This is a genomic window from Streptococcus sp. HMSC072G04 (assembly GCF_001813295.1).
Lineage (GTDB): Bacteria > Bacillota > Bacilli > Lactobacillales > Streptococcaceae > Streptococcus.
In genome coordinates this window covers 108054-125536 of sequence record NZ_KV812044.1, presented here as the reverse complement: position 1 = coordinate 125536, position 17483 = coordinate 108054, and the positions used below count along the sequence as shown (strand labels likewise).

The window sequence follows — 17483 nt, the reverse complement described above, 5'->3', positions numbered from 1 at the left end:
AAACAAGTTTCTGTTTACCCGATCGCAAAATAAAAAGGTTCAGTGAACCTTTTTATCCCGAGCCTTGAAATATTAAGGTGAGGAAGCTAGAAATAGCATAAATCAAAGCTTTCCGGATTTACGGAAGGCTTTTTTCTTTTATCTATTATAAAAATATCATGTTTACTCTTGTTAATATAATGTTTGAATTTGTGTTTTTTGAAAAAAGTAGTATAATAGAGACAAATATAGTAGGAATGGAAGTAGTACCATGAAAGATAGCAGACATGTTGAAATTCTTCAGGAACTGGATCGAAAAAGTGTGGTATCGGTCAAAGAGCTCAAGGAACTTTTTGGGGTGACAGACATGACCATTCGTCGCGATCTGATTGATCTTGAAAAACAAGGTCTTTTAGTTCGCGTACATGGTGGGGCCCACAAAAAAGTCAAAGATAGTTTATTAGAAGCTTCTCACAGTGAGAAAAATCTGATCAATATTGATGAGAAACGATCCATTGCCAAAAAATGTGCAGACTTGATCGAAAATGGGGATACCGTCTTTATTGGCTCTGGTACAACAACAGACTTTATCGGAGATTATTTGGAAGGGAAAGAAATTAGCATCGTCACCAATTCCCTACCAATTTTTGAGAAGCTCAAGGATTTCCCAAATTATGACCTGATCTTAGTTGGTGGTCGTTACCGGGTGAAGACGCAAACTTTTGTCGGTCAATTTGCTAATAAACTCTTGAAAGAAATCAAGGTTTCTAAAGCCTTTATCGGGGTCAATGGAATCGATGGCCATAGTGTCTCTACAGCTAATGAAGAAGAAGGAAATGGCAATGCCATTATTCTAAACAATGCAATAGAGAAATATGTGGTAGCCGATAACAGCAAGTTTGATAGTTATTCCTTCTACAGTTTCTATCGTGTGGAAGATCTAAATGCCATTATTACCGATGATAGCATTCCTAAAAAGATCAAAGACAAATATGGCTTTTATACGAAAATCATTTAAGATCAAGAGGCTGGGACAAAAGTCCTAGCCTCTCGATTATTTTTGGATTGTCGAGCAAGACGCAGTGGTTGAGTGGGCTCTACTACGCTGATTTCATCAGCTTTTACAGCCCTACTCAACTGTGCGGAGGTGGGACGACGAAATCGAATTCTAACGAATTACCGATTTCTGTCCCACTCTCTTTTTACTTTTTTAATAATGTTAGAAAATGACGGTTAGGAAGCGCTTTAAAGAGGAATATAAACAAAAATAAACAAAATACGACAAAAAATGATTGACAATCAATCAATATAGTGATATACTCTAATCATAAAATAAATAGTTAGATAAGGAGGTGGCAACAATGGGATTAAATCAACTCTTTAACAAAGATCTTGTATTTTGCCTACATGCCAAGGATCAAACAGATCTTTTTGAGCAAGTAGCGAGCTTATTGGAAGAGCGACAGATTGTGACACCAACCTATCGTTCCGCTTTGATTGAGCGTGAAAAGTCTTTCCCGACTGGATTAGACATGGAATTTCTTGGTAAGGACTTACCAAATGTGGCGATCCCGCACACAGACATTGTCCATAATCTCACTGAGAATGTGGTCGTGGTTCGTTTGGATCAACCCGTAACCTTCCATAATATGATTGCTCCAGATAAGGAAGTTCAAGTTTCACTTTTATTCTTCATTATCAACAATTCAAGCTCTAGCCAAACCAATATTTTGGCCCAGCTGATGGATTTCTTTACATCCAATGGAAATCTCGAAGCTCTATCAAAATTAGATAGTGAAGATAAGCTTTATCAATACATTACGGAAACTATTTCCTAAAACATTCGTAAATATTTATAATGGAGGACATCCAAATGATTAAAATTTTAGCTGCCTGTGGTGCAGGTGTTAACTCTAGCCATCAAATAAAGAGTGCGTTGGAAGAAGAGTTGTCAAACCGCGGTTATGATGTGCGTTGTGACGCTGTCATGGTCAAAGACGTCAATGAAGACTTGATTTCAGGTTATGACATCTTTACTCCAATTGCTGCAACTGATTTGGGATTCGATCCTGGTATTCCAGTGGTAGAAGCAGGACCAATTTTATTCCGTATTCCAGCAATGAGTGCGCCAGTCTTTGATAACATCGAAGCTGCCATTAAAGAACATGGATTAAGTTAATATTTTTTTAAAACAGTTTGTAAGCGTTATCCAATGATAAAATTGGGAACGATTAAAGCCTAATATAACAAATTATAAATCGGGAGGATTTATTATGAATGGCATTATTGATTTTGCCAATAAGTTTTTCAAACCCATCCTAGACATGGGTGCTCCGATCATCATGTTGATCGTCTTGACTTTATTGGCTCTCTTGTTTGGAGTGAAATTCTCTAAAGCCCTTGAAGGTGGTATTAAACTTGCCATCGCCCTTACTGGTATCGGTGCCATCATCGGTATGTTGAATGGAGCTTTCTCAGCGTCTCTTGCAAAATTCGTTGAGAACACTGGTATTCAATTGAATATCACTGACGTTGGTTGGGCGCCTCTTGCGACCATTACTTGGGGGTCTGCCTGGACACTTTACTTCTTGTTGATTATGTTGATCGTCAACGTTATCATGCTTGCGATCAAGAAAACTGATACACTTGACGTCGATATCTTCGATATCTGGCACTTGTCTATCACTGGTCTTTTGATCAAATGGTATGCTGACAACAACGGTGTCAGCCAAGGAGTTTCACTTTTCGTTGCAACTCTTGCAGTTGTCCTTGTAGGGATTATGAAAATCATCAACTCAGACTTGATGAAACCAACATTTGATGATCTTTTGAATGCACCAAGTTCATCACCTATGACTTCAACTCACATGAACTACATGATGAACCCAATCATCATGGTCTTGGATAAAATCTTTGACAAATTCTTCCCAGGTCTTGATAAATACGACTTCGACGCTGCTAAATTGAACAAGAAGATCGGTTTCTGGGGATCTAAATTCTTTATCGGTTTCCTTCTTGGTATCGTCATCGGTATCATGGGTACTCCACATCCAGTTGCTGGTGTCGCAGATGCGGACAAATGGGAATTGGTTATTAAAGGTTGGTTGAGCCTTGGTTTGACTGCCGGTGTCTGCTTGGAATTGTTCTCATTGATCGGTTCTTGGTTCATCGCAGCGGTAGAACCATTGTCACAAGGTATTACAAACGTTGCTACTAAACGTCTTCAAGGACGTAAATTCAACATCGGTTTGGACTGGCCATTTATCGCTGGTCGTGCTGAAATCTGGGCTTGTGCGAACGTACTTGCACCAATCATGTTGATCGAAGCAGTGCTTCTTTCTAAAGTCGGAAATGGTATCTTGCCACTTGCAGGTATCATTGCTATGGGTGTAACTCCAGCCTTGTTGGTTGTAACACGCGGTAAATTGATCCGTATGATCATCTTCGGAAGCCTTCTCTTGCCACTCTTCCTTCTTTCAGGAACATTGATTGCACCATTTGCAACTCAATTGGCTAAGAGTGTTGATGCCTTCCCTAAAGGGGTAGCTTCTACTCAATTGATCACTCACTCAACTCTTGAAGGACCAGTTGAAAAATTGCTCGGTTGGACAATCGGTAACGCAACAACTGGTGATATCAAAGCAATCCTTGGTGTAGTTGTCTTCTTGGCATTCTATATTGGAATCTTCGCTTGGTACAGAAAACAAATGATCAAACGTAACGAAGAATATGCTGCAAATGCAAAATAATCGTCATATGTAGTTTGAAAACTGACACCATATCTTTTGTGGATATGGTGTTTTTATTTTAAAAAATGTTCGAAAATAAACAATTTAATGTTGACTTTCGTTCAAAATAGGTGTAATATAATATAAAAAGTAAGAAAATGTTTCTTTGTGAAAATTTAACAACAGAGATATTTGCTGAAACGAACAAAAGGAGGACAGGACATGTCTATTGTAATTGGTGCAGATGCTGCAGGATTAAGATTAAAAGATCTCGTGAAAGAGTTTCTTGTAAAAGAAAACTTCGATGTTGTGGATGTAACTGCTGAAGGTCAAGATTTTGTAGATGTGACACTTGCAGTTGCAAGCGAAGTGAACAAAAACGATCAAAATCTTGGAATCGTGATTGATGCTTACGGTGCTGGTCCATTTATGGTTGCAACTAAAATCAAAGGAATGGTGGCAGCAGAAGTTTCAGATGAACGTTCTGCTTATATGACACGTGGACACAACAATTCTCGAATGATTACCATGGGTGCTGAAATTGTTGGGGATGAATTGGCCAAGAACATTGCCAAAGGCTTCGTCAATGGTAAATACGACGGTGGCCGTCACCAAATCCGTGTCGATATGTTGAATAAGATGTGCTAATGAGAGGAGAATTCAAATGAGAATTGCAATTGGTTGTGATCACATTGTGACAAATGAAAAAATGGCTGTTTCTGATTTTTTGAAATCAAAAGGATATGAAGTACTCGATTTTGGGACTTATGACCATACACGTACTCACTATCCAATCTTTGGTAAGAAAGTCGGTGAAGCCGTAGCAAGTGGCCAAGCAGATCTTGGTGTTTGTATCTGTGGTACTGGTGTTGGGATCAACAATGCTGTTAACAAAGTACCTGGTATCCGTTCTGCCTTGGTACGCGATATGACAACTGCTCTTTATGCTAAAGAAGAATTGAACGCGAATGTGATCGGCTTTGGTGGTAAAATTACTGGTGAATTGCTCATGTGCGATATCATTGAAGCATTCATCCACGCTGAATACAAACCAACTGAAGAAAATAAAAAATTGATCGCTAAGATCCAACATGTGGAAACCCATAATGCCCATCAAGCGGATGCTGATTTCTTTACAGAATTCCTTGAAAAATGGGACCGTGGTGAATACCACGACTAAGAGGTGACATATGATATTAACGGTCACGATGAACCCGTCGATTGATATCTCTTATCCTTTGGATGTACTCCAGTTGGATACAGTCAATCGAGTGGCTGAGGTGAGTAAGACAGCCGGTGGGAAAGGTCTCAATGTCACCCGTGTACTTTCTGAGATCAAGGATCCAGTGGCAGCGACCGGACTACTTGGTGGTCGAACTGGTCAATTCATTCTCGATCATTTAGGAGAAGGAATAGAGGAACTTTTCTTTGAGATTGAAGGAGATACACGAAATTGTATCGCCATCCTTCACGAAGGCAAGCAAACAGAAATCTTAGAAAAAGGTCCAACGATTTCTGAGAAAGAAGGGCAAGGTTTCCTTCAACATTACCGTCACTTGATCGATCAAGTGGAAGTTGTTGCCATCTCAGGTAGTCTTCCTGCTGGTTTACCAGTGGATTACTATGCTAGCTTGGTCAAGATTGCAAGGGAAGCTGGAAAACCAGTCGTGCTCGACTGCTCGGGGGCTTCTTTAGAAGCTGCCATTCAAGCAGATGTCAAGCCTACAGTCATTAAGCCCAACAATGAAGAGTTGTCTCAATTGTTAGGGAAAGAAGTGAGTAAGGATGTGGAAGACTTAAAAGAAGTTATTCAGGATTCTCTCTTTGATGGCATCGAATGGGTGATTGTCTCCCTTGGAGCAAATGGCGCTTTTGCGAAGCATGGGGATGTCTTCTATAAGGTAGATATTCCTAAGATTGATGTCGTCAATCCAGTCGGATCTGGTGATTCGACTGTTGCAGGGATTGCATCTGGTCTCTATCATCATGAGAGTGACGCAGACTTGCTCAAGAAAGCAAATGTTCTTGGAATGTTAAATGCGCAAGAAGCACAAACAGGACATGTCAACATGGGGCACTATGATGCCTTGTATCAACAATTAATCGTAAAAGAGGTATAAAATGGTATTAACAGAACAAAAACGCAACTATTTGGAACGTCTTAGTACAAAAGACGGTGTTATTTCAGCTTTGGCCTTCGACCAACGTGGGGCTTTGAAACGCTTGATGGCCAAATACCAAGACACTGAGCCAACTGTAGCACAAATGGAAGAATTGAAAGTTCTTGTAGCAGATGAATTGACAAAATATGCTTCCTCAATGTTGTTGGACCCAGAATATGGTTTGCCTGCTACGAAAGCCTTGGACAAAGATGCTGGGCTCTTGCTTGCATACGAAAAGACTGGTTACGATACATCTAGCACCAAACGTTTGCCTGACTGCTTGAACCTTTGGTCAGCAAAACGCATCAAAGAACAAGGTGCAGATGCTGTGAAATTCTTGCTCTACTATGATGTAGATAGTGCAGAAGAACTCAACCAAGAAAAACAAGCTTATATCGAACGCATCGGTTCAGAATGTGTGGCAGAAGACATTCCGTTCTTCCTTGAAATCTTGGCTTATGACGAAGGAATTGCAGATGCAACCTCTGCTGAATATGCAAAAGTGAAACCTCGTAAAGTCATTGAAGCTATGAAAGTCTTCTCAGATCCTCGTTTCAATATCGATGTATTGAAAGTAGAAGTTCCTGTCAATGTCAACTACGTGGAAGGATTTGGAGAAGGTGAAGTTGTCTATAGTCGTGAAGAAGCGGCTGCCTTCTTTAAAGAACAAGAAGAAGCAACTAACCTTCCATACATCTACCTCAGTGCTGGTGTATCAGCAAAACTCTTCCAAGAAACTTTGGAATTTGCTCATGAATCAGGTGCTAACTTCAACGGTGTTCTTTGTGGACGTGCGACATGGGCAGGTTCAGTAGAAGCTTACATCAAAGATGGAGAAGCAGCTGCTCGTGAATGGCTTCGTACAGAAGGTCGTCAAAATATTGAAGAATTGAATGCGGTCTTGGCTAAAGTGGCAACACCTTGGACAGAACGCGTGTAAGAAACAAATCGTTATTGCCTCCTAAAGCAACATTTAGAACATTGGAAGGAAGAAATTCCTTCCAATGTTCTTCATTATATTTAGGCTTTGTTTATTTTTTATAAAAAAATGTTTAAAAATTTTCGCTGTAAGGGTTTACAAAATAAAAAACTTATGATAGAATAAGTTCATAAGTTAAATAGCAGTGAGCGTTACTAAGTTAGATTAGGCGTGACCACAAGTAGATTGAATAATTAGCATAGGCTAGTTTTTTCAGTTGCTTCGTGGTCATTTTTATTTGCTTTTAACAAATTTTACAAAGGAGAGTCTCATGTATCGTATTATCCATCCAATGAACAATAATGTTGCTTTGGTTCAAAATGAACTTCAACAAGAGTTAATTGTTGTTGGGAGTGGGATTGCTTTTGGAAAAAAGAAACATGATCTAGTAGCTGAGGATAAGGTCGAAAAAGTATTTCGTTTAAACACGGATGAATCAAGAGAAAACTTTATGGCCCTTCTAAAGGATGTTCCTCTTGATTTCATTACAACCACTTATGAAGTGATTGATACCTTGTCTAAGAAATATGCCTATCCTGTTCAAGAATATATCTATGTGACACTAACAGATCACATCTTTTGTTCTTACCAGGCGGTTCAACAGGGAAGATACAAACACAGTGATCTACCTGATGCGTCTGCTATGCATCCGATTCCCTATAAAATCGCAAAGGAAGCGATTGAAATCTTTCGAAACAGGCTATTGGATCAATTTCCTGATGATGAAGTGAATCGTATCGCCTATCACTTCATCAATGCACAAGGGGAAATGATTCATGAGCAGGATCCTGATGTCCAAGATCGTCAAGCGATTTTGAAAGCTGTAGAAGAAAAACTAGCTCAAAATGGATTGAAACGGAAAGAAGAAAACAGTCATTTCTACGATCGCTTTATGATCCATCTCAATTATTTCCTAGACTCTCTAGATAAGGGAAGAGAGGATCCTGAAGGCTTGAGCGAGATGGAACAACTGATCCAGCTAAGCTATCCAAAGGCTTATGAGATCAGTCATCAGATCTACCAAACCATCGCTGAACAGACTGGAGCTAAGATATCTCCTAATGAAAAAGTCTATTTAGCCCTTCATATTCAACGTCTATTATAAAATTTCAAAAGGTATCATAAGGAGGAACCAACAATGAATAAAGAAGAAGTCCAATTACTTGGGTTTGAAATTGTCGCTTATGCCGGTGACGCTCGATCAAAATTGATGGAAGCATTAAAAGCTGCTGAAAATGGTGATTTTGCGAAAGCAGAATCCTTAGTAGAAGAAGCAGGTAGCTGTATCGCTGAGGCTCACAAATCTCAAACGACTATGCTAGCGCAAGAAGCTGCAGGAGAAGAAATCCCTTATAGCATCACCATGATGCATGGTCAAGACCATCTCATGACAACGATCTTATTAAAAGACGTGATTCACCATCTGATTGAACTATATAAAAGAGGAGCAAAATAATGAATAAACTGATTGAACTAATTGAAAAAGGGAAACCTTTCTTTGAAAAGATTTCTCGAAACAAATATTTGCGAGCGATTCGGGATGGCTTCATTGCAGGGATGCCTGTGATCCTCTTCTCATCTATCTTCATCTTGATTGCCTACGTGCCAAATGCTTGGGGCTTCCACTGGTCAAAAGAGATGGAAAGCTTCTTGATGACCCCATACAACTACTCAATGGGGATCTTAGCCTTCTTTGTTGGAGGAACAACTGCTAAAGCGTTGACCGATTCTATGAACCGAGATCTGCCAGCAACCAATCAAATTAACTACCTTTCTACCATGCTCGCTACTATGGTTGGTTTTCTACTCATGGCAGCAGAACCTGGTAAAGATGGTGGCATTCTTACAGCCTTCATGGGGACAAAAGGTCTGTTGACAGCCTTCATTGCAGCCTTTGTTACAGTTAATGTTTATAAGGTCTGTGTGAAAAATAATGTGACGATTCGCATGCCAGACGAGGTTCCACCGAATATTTCACAAGTCTTCAAAGACTTGATTCCATTCACAGTTTCAATTGTTCTCTTGTATGCATTTGAATTGATTGTTAAAGGTGCTATCGGTGTAACCGTTGCAGAATCAATCGGAACACTTCTAGCTCCATTGTTCTCTGCGGCAGACGGTTATCTTGGAATTACCCTTATCTTTGGTGCTTATGCCTTCTTCTGGTTTGTTGGTATCCACGGTCCTTCTATCGTAGAACCAGCGATTGCGGCGATCACTTATGCAAATATTGATAACAACTTACACTTGCTTCAAGCAGGCCAACACGCAGATAAAGTCATCACTTCTGGGACTCAAATGTTTATCGTTACCATGGGTGGTACTGGTGCAACCTTGATTGTTCCATTCCTCTTCATGTGGTTGTGTAAGTCTGAACGTAACCGTGCAATCGGACGTGCTTCCGTCGTTCCTACCTTCTTTGGGGTCAATGAACCAATTCTCTTCGGGGCTCCAATCGTATTGAACCCAACTTTCTTCATTCCATTTATCTTTGCTCCAATCGCAAACGTCTGGATCTTCAAATTCTTTGTTGATACCTTGGGAATGAACTCCTTCTCCGCTAACCTTCCATGGGTAACACCTGGTCCTCTCGGAATTGTCCTTGGTACGAACTTCCAAGTTCTTTCCTTCATCCTTGCTGCACTTCTTGTTGTAGTAGACGTGATCATTTACTACCCATTCGTGAAGGTTTATGATGAACAAATTCTTGAAGAAGAACGTTCTGGTAAAGCTAACGACAGCTTGAAAGAAAAAGTCGCTGCAAACTTTAACACTGCTAAAGCAGACGCTATTCTTGAAAAAGCAGGTGTTGAAGACGAACCAGTTCAAAACAATATCACAAAAGAAACAAACGTCTTGGTTCTATGTGCCGGTGGTGGTACCAGTGGACTCCTTGCCAATGCCTTGAACAAGGCAGCAGCAGAATACAATGTTCCTGTCAAAGCAGCAGCAGGTGGCTATGGTGCTCACCGTGAAATGTTGCCAGAATTTGACCTTGTTATTCTTGCTCCTCAAGTAGCTTCAAACTATGAAGATATGAAGGCTGAAACAGATAAACTAGGCATCAAACTGGCGAAGACAGAAGGTGCTCAGTACATTAAATTGACCCGCGATGGACAAGGTGCCCTTGCATTTGTTCAAGCGCAGTTTGAAGAATAAGAACGAATAAGTGAGATGGAGATGGATGGCTCACTAACTCCTCTCCCCTCACTTTTCATTTTATACAATCAAGAAATAGGTGAAAAAATGACAAAAACACTTCCTAAAGATTTTATTTTTGGTGGGGCAACGGCTGCCTATCAAGCAGAAGGAGCTACCCATACTGACGAAAAAGGACCAGTTGCTTGGGACAAATACTTAGCTGATAACTATTGGTATACAGCAGAACCAGCGAGTGATTTCTACCATAAATATCCAGTAGACTTACAGTTGGCGGAAGAATATGGGGTCAATGGTATACGGATTTCCATTGCTTGGTCACGTATTTTCCCAACTGGCTATGGTGAAGTCAATCCAAAAGGGGTGGAGTTCTACCATAACTTATTTGCAGAATGTCATAAACGTCATGTAGAACCATTCGTAACTCTTCACCACTTTGATACACCTGAAGCTCTTCACTCAAATGGAGACTTCTTGAACCGTGAAAACATCGAACATTTTGTAGATTATGCGGCCTTCTGTTTTGAAGAATTCCCAGAAGTCAACTACTGGACAACCTTCAATGAAATAGGCCCAATCGGAGATGGTCAATACTTAGTCGGAAAATTCCCACCTGGAATTCAGTATGACCTTGCCAAAGTCTTCCAATCTCACCACAATATGATGGTTTCTCATGCACGTGCTGTGAAATTGTACAAAGACAAAGGTTATAAAGGTGAAATCGGGGTTGTTCACGCCCTTCCAACTAAGTATCCATTGGATCCTAAAAATCCTGCAGACGTACGTGCGGCTGAGTTGGAAGATATCATTCACAACAAATTTATTCTAGATGCAACCTACCTTGGTCACTATTCCGATGAAACTATGGAAGGGGTTAATCACATCTTATCTGTCAATGGTGGTAGCTTGGATCTTCGTGACGAAGACTTTGCAGCGCTTGAAGCAGCTAAAGATTTGAACGACTTCCTTGGAATTAACTACTACATGAGTGACTGGATGGAAGCTTTTGACGGCGAAACAGAAATCATTCATAACGGCAAAGGGGAAAAAGGAAGCTCTAAATACCAAATCAAAGGTGTTGGACGTCGTGTAGCTCCTGACTATGTCCCTCGTACAGACTGGGATTGGATCATCTACCCTCAAGGTTTGTATGACCAAATCATGCGTGTTAAGAAAGATTATCCAAACTACAAAAAGATCTACATCACTGAAAACGGATTGGGATACAAAGATGAATTTGTGGACAATACGGTTTATGATGATGGCCGGATTGATTATGTGAAGCAACACTTGGAGGTCTTGTCTGATGCGATTGCAGATGGTGCTAATGTCAAAGGTTACTTCATCTGGTCTCTCATGGACGTCTTCTCTTGGTCTAATGGTTATGAAAAACGCTATGGTCTCTTCTATGTAGACTTTGAAACCCAAGAGCGCTATCCAAAGAAATCGGCTCATTGGTATAAGAAGGTAGCCGAAAGCCAAGTGATTGAATAAGTATAAGAGGCTGGGACAGAAGTCCTAGCCTCTTGATTATTTTTGGATTGTCGAGCAAGACGCAGTGGTTGAGTGGGCTCTACTACGCTGATTTCATCAGCTTTTACAGCCCTACTCAACTGTGCGGAGGTGGGACGACGAAATCGAATTCTAACGAATTACCGATTTCTGTCCCACTCTCTTTTTTATTTTTACTAGAAGAAGGTCTCTTAAACGGATCTCTTCTTTCAGCCCCTAATTTATGGTATAATAGATCGATACTGTAATAAGGAAAATAGAATGAATATACAACAATTACGATATGTAGTGGCGATTGCTAATAGTGGTACTTTTCGTGAGGCTGCTGAAAAAATGTATGTGAGTCAGCCTAGCTTGTCCATCTCCGTCAGAGATATGGAAAAAGAACTGGGTTTTAAGATTTTTCGTCGGACTAGTTCTGGTACTTTTTTGACCCGTCGAGGAATGGAATTTTATGAAAAAGCGCAGGATGTGGTCAAAGGGTTTGATATTTTTCAAAATCAATATGCCAGTCCTGAAGAAGAGAAGAAAGAATTCTCTATTTCTAGTCAACACTATGACTTCTTGCCACCTTTGATGACGGAATTTTCGATCCGCTATCCGGAAAATAAAAACTTCCGCATCTTTGAATCAACGACGGTTCAAATTTTGGACGAAGTGGCTCAAGGACATAGTGAGTTGGGGATTATTTATCTCAACCGTCAAAATACCAAGGGGATTATGCAACGGGTTGATAAATTAGGGCTTGAAGTGGTGGATTTGATTCCTTTTCAGACTCATATTTACCTTCGTAAGGGACACCCTCTGGCTAAGAAGAAAAAACTGGTTATGGAAGATCTAGCTCAGTTGCCAACTGTTCGTTTTACCCAAGAAAAAGATGAGTACCTCTATTATTCAGAGAACTTTGTCGATACCAGCTCGAGCTCACAAATGTTCAATGTGACCGACCGGGCTACTTTGAATGGGATCTTGGAGCGGACAGATGCTTATGCGACGGGATCAGGCTTTTTAGATAGCCAGTCCGTGAATGGGATCACCGTGATTCCTTTGGAAGATAACTTGGACAATAAAATGGTCTATGTCAAACGCGAAGAGATGGATCTTTCTCCTGTAGCAGAGAAGTTTGTCGAGGTCATGGTAGAATATTTTGATCAAAAGAGGTAAGAAATGAAGAGAAAAACAATGGTCCCAGTAGCGATCGTCCTATTGGTCCTACTGGATCAGCTGGTCAAATGGTATGTGGTGAAGAACATTCCACTGGGGGTCGTCAAATCTTTTATTCCCCATGTGGTTAGTCTGACTTATCTTCAAAACACAGGTGCAGCTTTTTCGCTTCTTGAAAATCAGCAATGGTTCTTTACCCTCATCACTCTAGTCGTGATGGTAGGGGCCTTTTACTATCTCTATAAGCATCTCAAGGGGTCGCTTTGGATGGTGACAGGCTTGACCTTGGTTATTGCAGGTGGATTGGGGAATTTTATCGATCGCCTGCGTCAGGGCTTCGTGGTCGATATGTTCCACCTGGATTTTATGAATTTTGCTATTTTTAATGTAGCAGATAGTTATTTGACAGTTGGAGTTTTCTTGCTCCTGATCCTGATGTTGAAAGAGGAAACGCATGGAAATTAAAATTGAAGTAGCCGGTGCGCGACTGGATAAGGCTTTAGCGGATTTGACTCCCTTGTCACGAGCTGTGGCCAATGAGCAGATCAAAGAAGGAAAAGTTCTGGTCAATGGGACTGTGAAAAAAGCCAAGTACACAGTCAAAGAAGGGGACATCATCCAGTATGAAGTACCAGAAGTGGAAGAGGTCAGCTATGAAGCAGAAGATTTGCCCTTAGACATCGTCTATGAGGACCAGGATGTTGTGGTGGTCAATAAGCCACAAGGCATGGTTGTTCACCCAAGTGCTGGTCATACCAGTGGGACCTTGGTCAATGCGCTCTTATACCATGTCAAGGACCTTTCAGGGATCAATGGGGAATTGCGTCCAGGGATCGTTCATCGGATCGATAAAGACACGTCAGGTCTCTTGATGGTCGCAAAAAATGACCAAGCCCACGTCGCCTTAGCAGAGGAACTTAAAGACAAAAAATCTCTACGGAAGTATTGGGCCATTGTTCATGGCAACCTTCCGAACGATCGTGGGATGATTGAAGCCCCAATTGGTCGCAGTGAAAAGGACCGGAAAAAACAGGCGGTGACGGCTAAAGGAAAACCTGCAGTGACCCGTTTTCAAGTTTTGGAACGTTTTGGGAATTACACCTTGGTAGAGTTGCAACTGGAGACTGGTCGGACCCACCAGATTCGGGTGCACATGGCCTATATTGGCCATCCAGTGGCTGGAGATCCTGCTTATGGTCCTAAGAAGACACTTAAAGGACAAGGACAGTTTCTTCATGCGCGGACACTCGGTTTTACCCACCCTCGCACAGGCGAGACCTTGGAATTTACAGCAGAAGTGCCAGTGATCTTTGAGAAAACGCTGGAAGACCTTCGAAAAGGATAATGAAGATGGCTGAATGGAGATTCAGTCACTTTCATTAGATACGAAATAAATAGTATTAGAAAGAAACATAGCGATGAAAGCAAAAAGAATCGTCTTTAAAGTAGGGACCTCGTCTTTGACCAATCCTGATGGGAGTCTCTCTAGACAGAAGGTCAAGATCATTACCCAGCAGTTGGCTCTCTTACATGAATCAGGTCATGAGTTGATCTTGGTTTCATCGGGGGCAGTTGCAGCTGGATTTGGTGCCCTTGGTTTTAAGAAACGGCCGACCAAGGTGGCAGACAAGCAAGCCTCTGCGGCAGTTGGGCAAGGCTTACTGATGGAAGAATATACAGCCAACCTGCTCTTACGCAATATTGTTTCTGCGCAGATTTTGTTGACCCAGGATGACTTTGCGGATCAGCGGCGTTATAAGAATGCCCACCAGGCCCTTTCTGTCTTGCTTAATCGTGGGGCCATCCCGATTATCAATGAAAACGATACGGTCTCGATTGCTGAGTTAAAAGTAGGAGACAATGATACCTTGAGTGCGCAGGTTGCAGCCATGGTTCAAGCTGATCTTTTGGCGCTTTTAACAGATGTCGATGGTCTCTATACAGCCAATCCTTCTCAGGATCCAACAGCTAAGCGCTTGGATCGAATCGAACACATTTCTCGCGAGATGATCGAGATGGCTGGTGGTGCTGGCAGTAGCAACGGGACCGGCGGTATGCTGACCAAGCTCAAGGCAGCGACCCTTGCGACCGAGTCTGGGGTTCCTGTCTATATTTGCTCGTCTCTCAAGCCTGATGCCTTGATCGAAGCAGCAGAAGATCAAGCAGATGGCAGTTACTTCCTTGCAGAGGACAAAGGCTTAAAAACCCAGAAGCAATGGCTAGCCTTTTATGCAGAAAGTAAAGGTGCCGTTTGGGTGGATGCTGGAGCAGCGGAAGCTCTGTTGGATCATGGAAAGAGTCTATTGATTTCTGGTGTGACCAAGGCAGAAGGCGATTTTTCTTATCACGACATCGTCAGTGTCTATCATCAAGAGACTGGTCAATTACTAGGAAAAGGCAAGGTCCATCTCGGTCAATCAGCTGTGCGTGATATGCTCCAATCTAAAAAAGCTAAGGGAATCCTCATCCACCGGGATGATTGGATCTCGGTAACTCCTGAGATTGACCTACTCTTTACAGAATTCTAGAGGAAAACGTATGGGAACAACACAAGAACAATTAGCCTTAGCCAGATCAGCTAAGAAAAGCATCAATACAGCCAATACAGCTCTTAAAAATCAGGCCTTGGATGCCATGGCTAGCCAGCTTTTGAAAGCGACGGAAGCCATTTTAGTAGCCAATCAGATCGATATGGAAGCGGCACGAGGGAAGATCTCTGAAGTCATGCTGGATCGCCTCTTTCTTGATCAAGAGCGGATTGCAGGGATGGCCCAAGGAATTCGTGCTTTAATAGACCTGCCAGATCCGATTGGGGAAGTGCTGGATACTGAAGTCTTGGAAAATGGTCTTGAAATCCAGAAAGTTCGAGTCGCCATGGGTGTTATTGGCATCATTTATGAAAGCCGTCCAAATGTAACGTCAGATGCTGCAGCGCTTGCCATTAAGAGTGGAAATGCAGTAGTCCTTCGTACTGGAAAGGATGCCTTTCATTCTGCTCAAGCGATCGTGACAGCCCTCAAAGTTGGATTGGAAGAAGCTGGACTCAATCCAGATCTTCTCCAACTGATCCAAGATACGAGTCGAGCATCGAGCCTTGCAATGATGAAGGCTAAGGGCTATCTGGACTTGCTTATTCCACGTGGTGGTGCAGGCTTGATCCAAGCGGTGGTTGAAAATGCCATTGTCCCCGTGATCGAGACAGGAACTGGTATTGTCCATGTCTATGTGGATAAAGATGCTGACTTCCAGAAAGCACTCGCCATTATTGAAAATGCTAAGACCAGCCGTCCATCTGTCTGCAATGCCATGGAGGTCTTGTTGGTGGATCGAGCGATCGCGTCTGATTTCTTGCCATTGGTTAAAGAGCGTTTAGTGGATGATCGGGAAAGATCGGTTGAGTTGCGCCTAGATGAGCAAGCACAGGCTATCATTTCTGGAACAGCAGCACAGGAACAGGATTTTGATACGGAATTTTTAGATTATATTTTAGCAGTTAAGGTCGTTGATGGAGTTGAGGAAGCGGTGGACCACATTGAAGTGCACAGCACCCATCATTCAGATGCTATTGTGACTGAAAATTCTGAGACAGCCGCTTATTTCACCAAGCAAGTAGATTCAGCAGCCGTTTATGTCAATGCATCTACACGCTTTACAGACGGGGGACAATTTGGCCTAGGTTGTGAAATGGGGATCTCGACCCAAAAACTCCATGCGCGTGGACCGATGGGACTACGGGAAATGACCAGTTATAAATATATCGTCAGTGGAAATGGTCAAGTGAGGTAAGAAATGAAAGTAGCATTTATTGGACTAGGAAACATGGGAGCTAGTCTAGCCAAAGCAGTCGCAAAAGAAGTGGCTGCCACAGACTTGCTCTTGGTTAATCGTTCTCCTCAAAAGGTGCAAGAGTTTATCAGCCAGTATGGGGGAACGGCATCTGATCTTGAACAAGTCTTTCAAGAGGCTGAAGTAATCTTTTTAGGGGTCAAACCCTATCAGATTTGCCCTCTTTTAGAAGAGTATCAAGGCATCTTAGCCCAACGCTCTAATCTCTTGCTGGTTTCCATGGCTGCAGGCCTGGAATTAGAAAAGATGACTGACGTGATCCAGAACGGCCAGCTAGGGCTAATTCGCATCATGCCCAATACGCCTGTGGCCATTGGTCAAGGTGTTATCAGTCTGGCCCGCTCCCAAGCAGTGACAGACCAGCAGATAGCCCAGGTCAACCAGCTCTTAGCAGGAGCAGGGGCCCTCTACGAAATTGAAGAAAAATTGATGGACCCTGCAACGGCTGTCGCAGGCTGTGGGCCAGCCTTTGTCTATCAGATGATTGAAGCCATGGCAGATGCAGGAGTAGGATTAGGACTTTCTCGAGAGCAAGCCTTACAGATGGCGGCACAGACCTTCCAAGGCGCTAGTCAAATGGTCCTAGATACAGGCGAGCACCCAGCCCGCTTGCGAGATGCAGTTTGTAGCCCAGGTGGCTCTACCATCGCAGGAGTCAACCGCCTAGAACAAGTTGGCTTACGGGGCGACATTATTGCAGGAGTGGAAGCAGCCTACAAACGCACCCAAGAAATGGGACAAGAGGCAGGATAAAATTAGATAAAATAATTGGTCAAAACCAAGTTTGGAGAACGTTTACAAACTGTTCTTTCATACAAATCTAACAAATGAATTATCCAATCCTCTATTGAAACTTTCCGCCGTGAGAAAAGTGCTTGAAACACGATTGTTTCAAGCACTCGGGAGTTTTGAAGCCTTAGATTCAAAACTAAGTCATGGAACTTCTTTGAAGTT

The 17483-nt window shown here is 42.1% G+C and carries 19 protein-coding genes; 18 read left to right on the top strand and 1 reads right to left on the bottom strand.

All coding sequences use genetic code 11. The features are described from left to right. The first annotated feature begins 250 nt into the window (after nt 1–250). The 18 genes from HMPREF2904_RS09915 to proC all read left to right on the top strand — a co-directional run bounded on the left by HMPREF2904_RS09915 (nt 251) and on the right by proC (nt 17282). Nucleotides 251–997 (top strand): DeoR/GlpR family DNA-binding transcription regulator, encoded by a 747-nt coding sequence (locus HMPREF2904_RS09915; RefSeq protein ID WP_061455169.1) that lies wholly within the window; start codon nt 251–253, stop codon nt 995–997. A 343-nt stretch (nt 998–1340) separates the two neighbouring features. Continuing rightward, nucleotides 1341–1817, top strand: a complete 477-nt coding sequence (locus HMPREF2904_RS09910) for a PTS sugar transporter subunit IIA (protein ID WP_003007730.1) — start codon at nt 1341–1343, stop codon at nt 1815–1817. Between the two features lie 35 nt (nt 1818–1852). Next, nucleotides 1853–2158, top strand: a complete 306-nt coding sequence (locus HMPREF2904_RS09905) for a PTS sugar transporter subunit IIB (RefSeq protein ID WP_049472544.1) — start codon at nt 1853–1855, stop codon at nt 2156–2158. Between the two features lie 94 nt (nt 2159–2252). Further along, a complete protein-coding gene (locus tag HMPREF2904_RS09900; RefSeq protein ID WP_061590826.1) occupies nt 2253–3728 on the top strand; it encodes a PTS transporter subunit IIC in 1476 nt (491 codons plus the stop codon). A gap of 201 nt (nt 3729–3929) precedes the next feature. After that, nucleotides 3930–4355, top strand: coding sequence for a galactose-6-phosphate isomerase subunit LacA (lacA, locus tag HMPREF2904_RS09895; RefSeq protein WP_003007724.1), 426 nt, complete (start codon nt 3930–3932; stop codon nt 4353–4355). 16 nt (nt 4356–4371) lie between these two features. Then, complete coding sequence (gene lacB / locus HMPREF2904_RS09890) at nt 4372–4887, top strand: galactose-6-phosphate isomerase subunit LacB (RefSeq protein WP_003002763.1); 516 nt, start codon at nt 4372–4374, stop codon at nt 4885–4887. A gap of 10 nt (nt 4888–4897) precedes the next feature. Further along, complete coding sequence (locus HMPREF2904_RS09885) at nt 4898–5827, top strand: tagatose-6-phosphate kinase (protein ID WP_070662449.1); 930 nt, start codon at nt 4898–4900, stop codon at nt 5825–5827. Nucleotide 5828: 1 nt separating this feature from the next. Beyond that, on the top strand, nt 5829–6809 hold the full coding sequence (gene lacD, locus HMPREF2904_RS09880; protein ID WP_070587281.1) for a tagatose-bisphosphate aldolase: 981 nt from the start codon (nt 5829–5831) through the stop codon (nt 6807–6809). A 310-nt stretch (nt 6810–7119) separates the two neighbouring features. Beyond that, on the top strand, nt 7120–7953 hold the full coding sequence (locus HMPREF2904_RS09875) for a PRD domain-containing protein (RefSeq protein WP_070662446.1): 834 nt from the start codon (nt 7120–7122) through the stop codon (nt 7951–7953). A gap of 33 nt (nt 7954–7986) precedes the next feature. Further along, on the top strand, nt 7987–8304 hold the full coding sequence (locus HMPREF2904_RS09870; protein WP_009731211.1) for a PTS lactose/cellobiose transporter subunit IIA: 318 nt from the start codon (nt 7987–7989) through the stop codon (nt 8302–8304). Continuing rightward, nucleotides 8304–10007, top strand: coding sequence for a lactose-specific PTS transporter subunit EIIC (locus HMPREF2904_RS09865; RefSeq protein ID WP_070662443.1), 1704 nt, complete (start codon nt 8304–8306; stop codon nt 10005–10007). Before HMPREF2904_RS09870 ends, HMPREF2904_RS09865 begins: the two co-directional genes overlap by 1 nt. A gap of 87 nt (nt 10008–10094) precedes the next feature. Beyond that, a complete protein-coding gene (gene lacG, locus HMPREF2904_RS09860) occupies nt 10095–11501 on the top strand; it encodes a 6-phospho-beta-galactosidase (protein ID WP_305366829.1) in 1407 nt (468 codons plus the stop codon). Between the two features lie 279 nt (nt 11502–11780). Further along, nucleotides 11781–12683, top strand: coding sequence for a LysR family transcriptional regulator (locus HMPREF2904_RS09855; RefSeq protein WP_070662437.1), 903 nt, complete (start codon nt 11781–11783; stop codon nt 12681–12683). Between the two features lie 3 nt (nt 12684–12686). Next, nucleotides 12687–13148 (top strand): signal peptidase II, encoded by a 462-nt coding sequence (lspA, locus tag HMPREF2904_RS09850; RefSeq protein ID WP_003001852.1) that lies wholly within the window; start codon nt 12687–12689, stop codon nt 13146–13148. Further along, nucleotides 13138–14028, top strand: a complete 891-nt coding sequence (locus HMPREF2904_RS09845) for an RluA family pseudouridine synthase (protein WP_070662434.1) — start codon at nt 13138–13140, stop codon at nt 14026–14028. The genes lspA and HMPREF2904_RS09845 overlap by 11 nt, the downstream gene beginning before the upstream one ends. A gap of 73 nt (nt 14029–14101) precedes the next feature. Continuing rightward, nucleotides 14102–15211, top strand: a complete 1110-nt coding sequence (proB, locus tag HMPREF2904_RS09840; RefSeq protein ID WP_070662431.1) for a glutamate 5-kinase — start codon at nt 14102–14104, stop codon at nt 15209–15211. Nucleotides 15212–15221: 10 nt separating this feature from the next. Beyond that, nucleotides 15222–16469: a glutamate-5-semialdehyde dehydrogenase gene (locus tag HMPREF2904_RS09835; protein ID WP_070662428.1), complete on the top strand. Its 1248-nt coding sequence runs from the start codon at nt 15222–15224 to the stop codon at nt 16467–16469. 3 nt (nt 16470–16472) lie between these two features. Beyond that, nucleotides 16473–17282, top strand: coding sequence for a pyrroline-5-carboxylate reductase (gene proC / locus HMPREF2904_RS09830; protein WP_070662425.1), 810 nt, complete (start codon nt 16473–16475; stop codon nt 17280–17282). A gap of 2 nt (nt 17283–17284) precedes the next feature. Here the strand turns inward: proC and HMPREF2904_RS11815 are convergent. After that, nucleotides 17285–17483 (bottom strand): hypothetical protein (locus HMPREF2904_RS11815; RefSeq protein ID WP_218108843.1); only part of this gene is annotated, 199 nt, incomplete at its 5' end.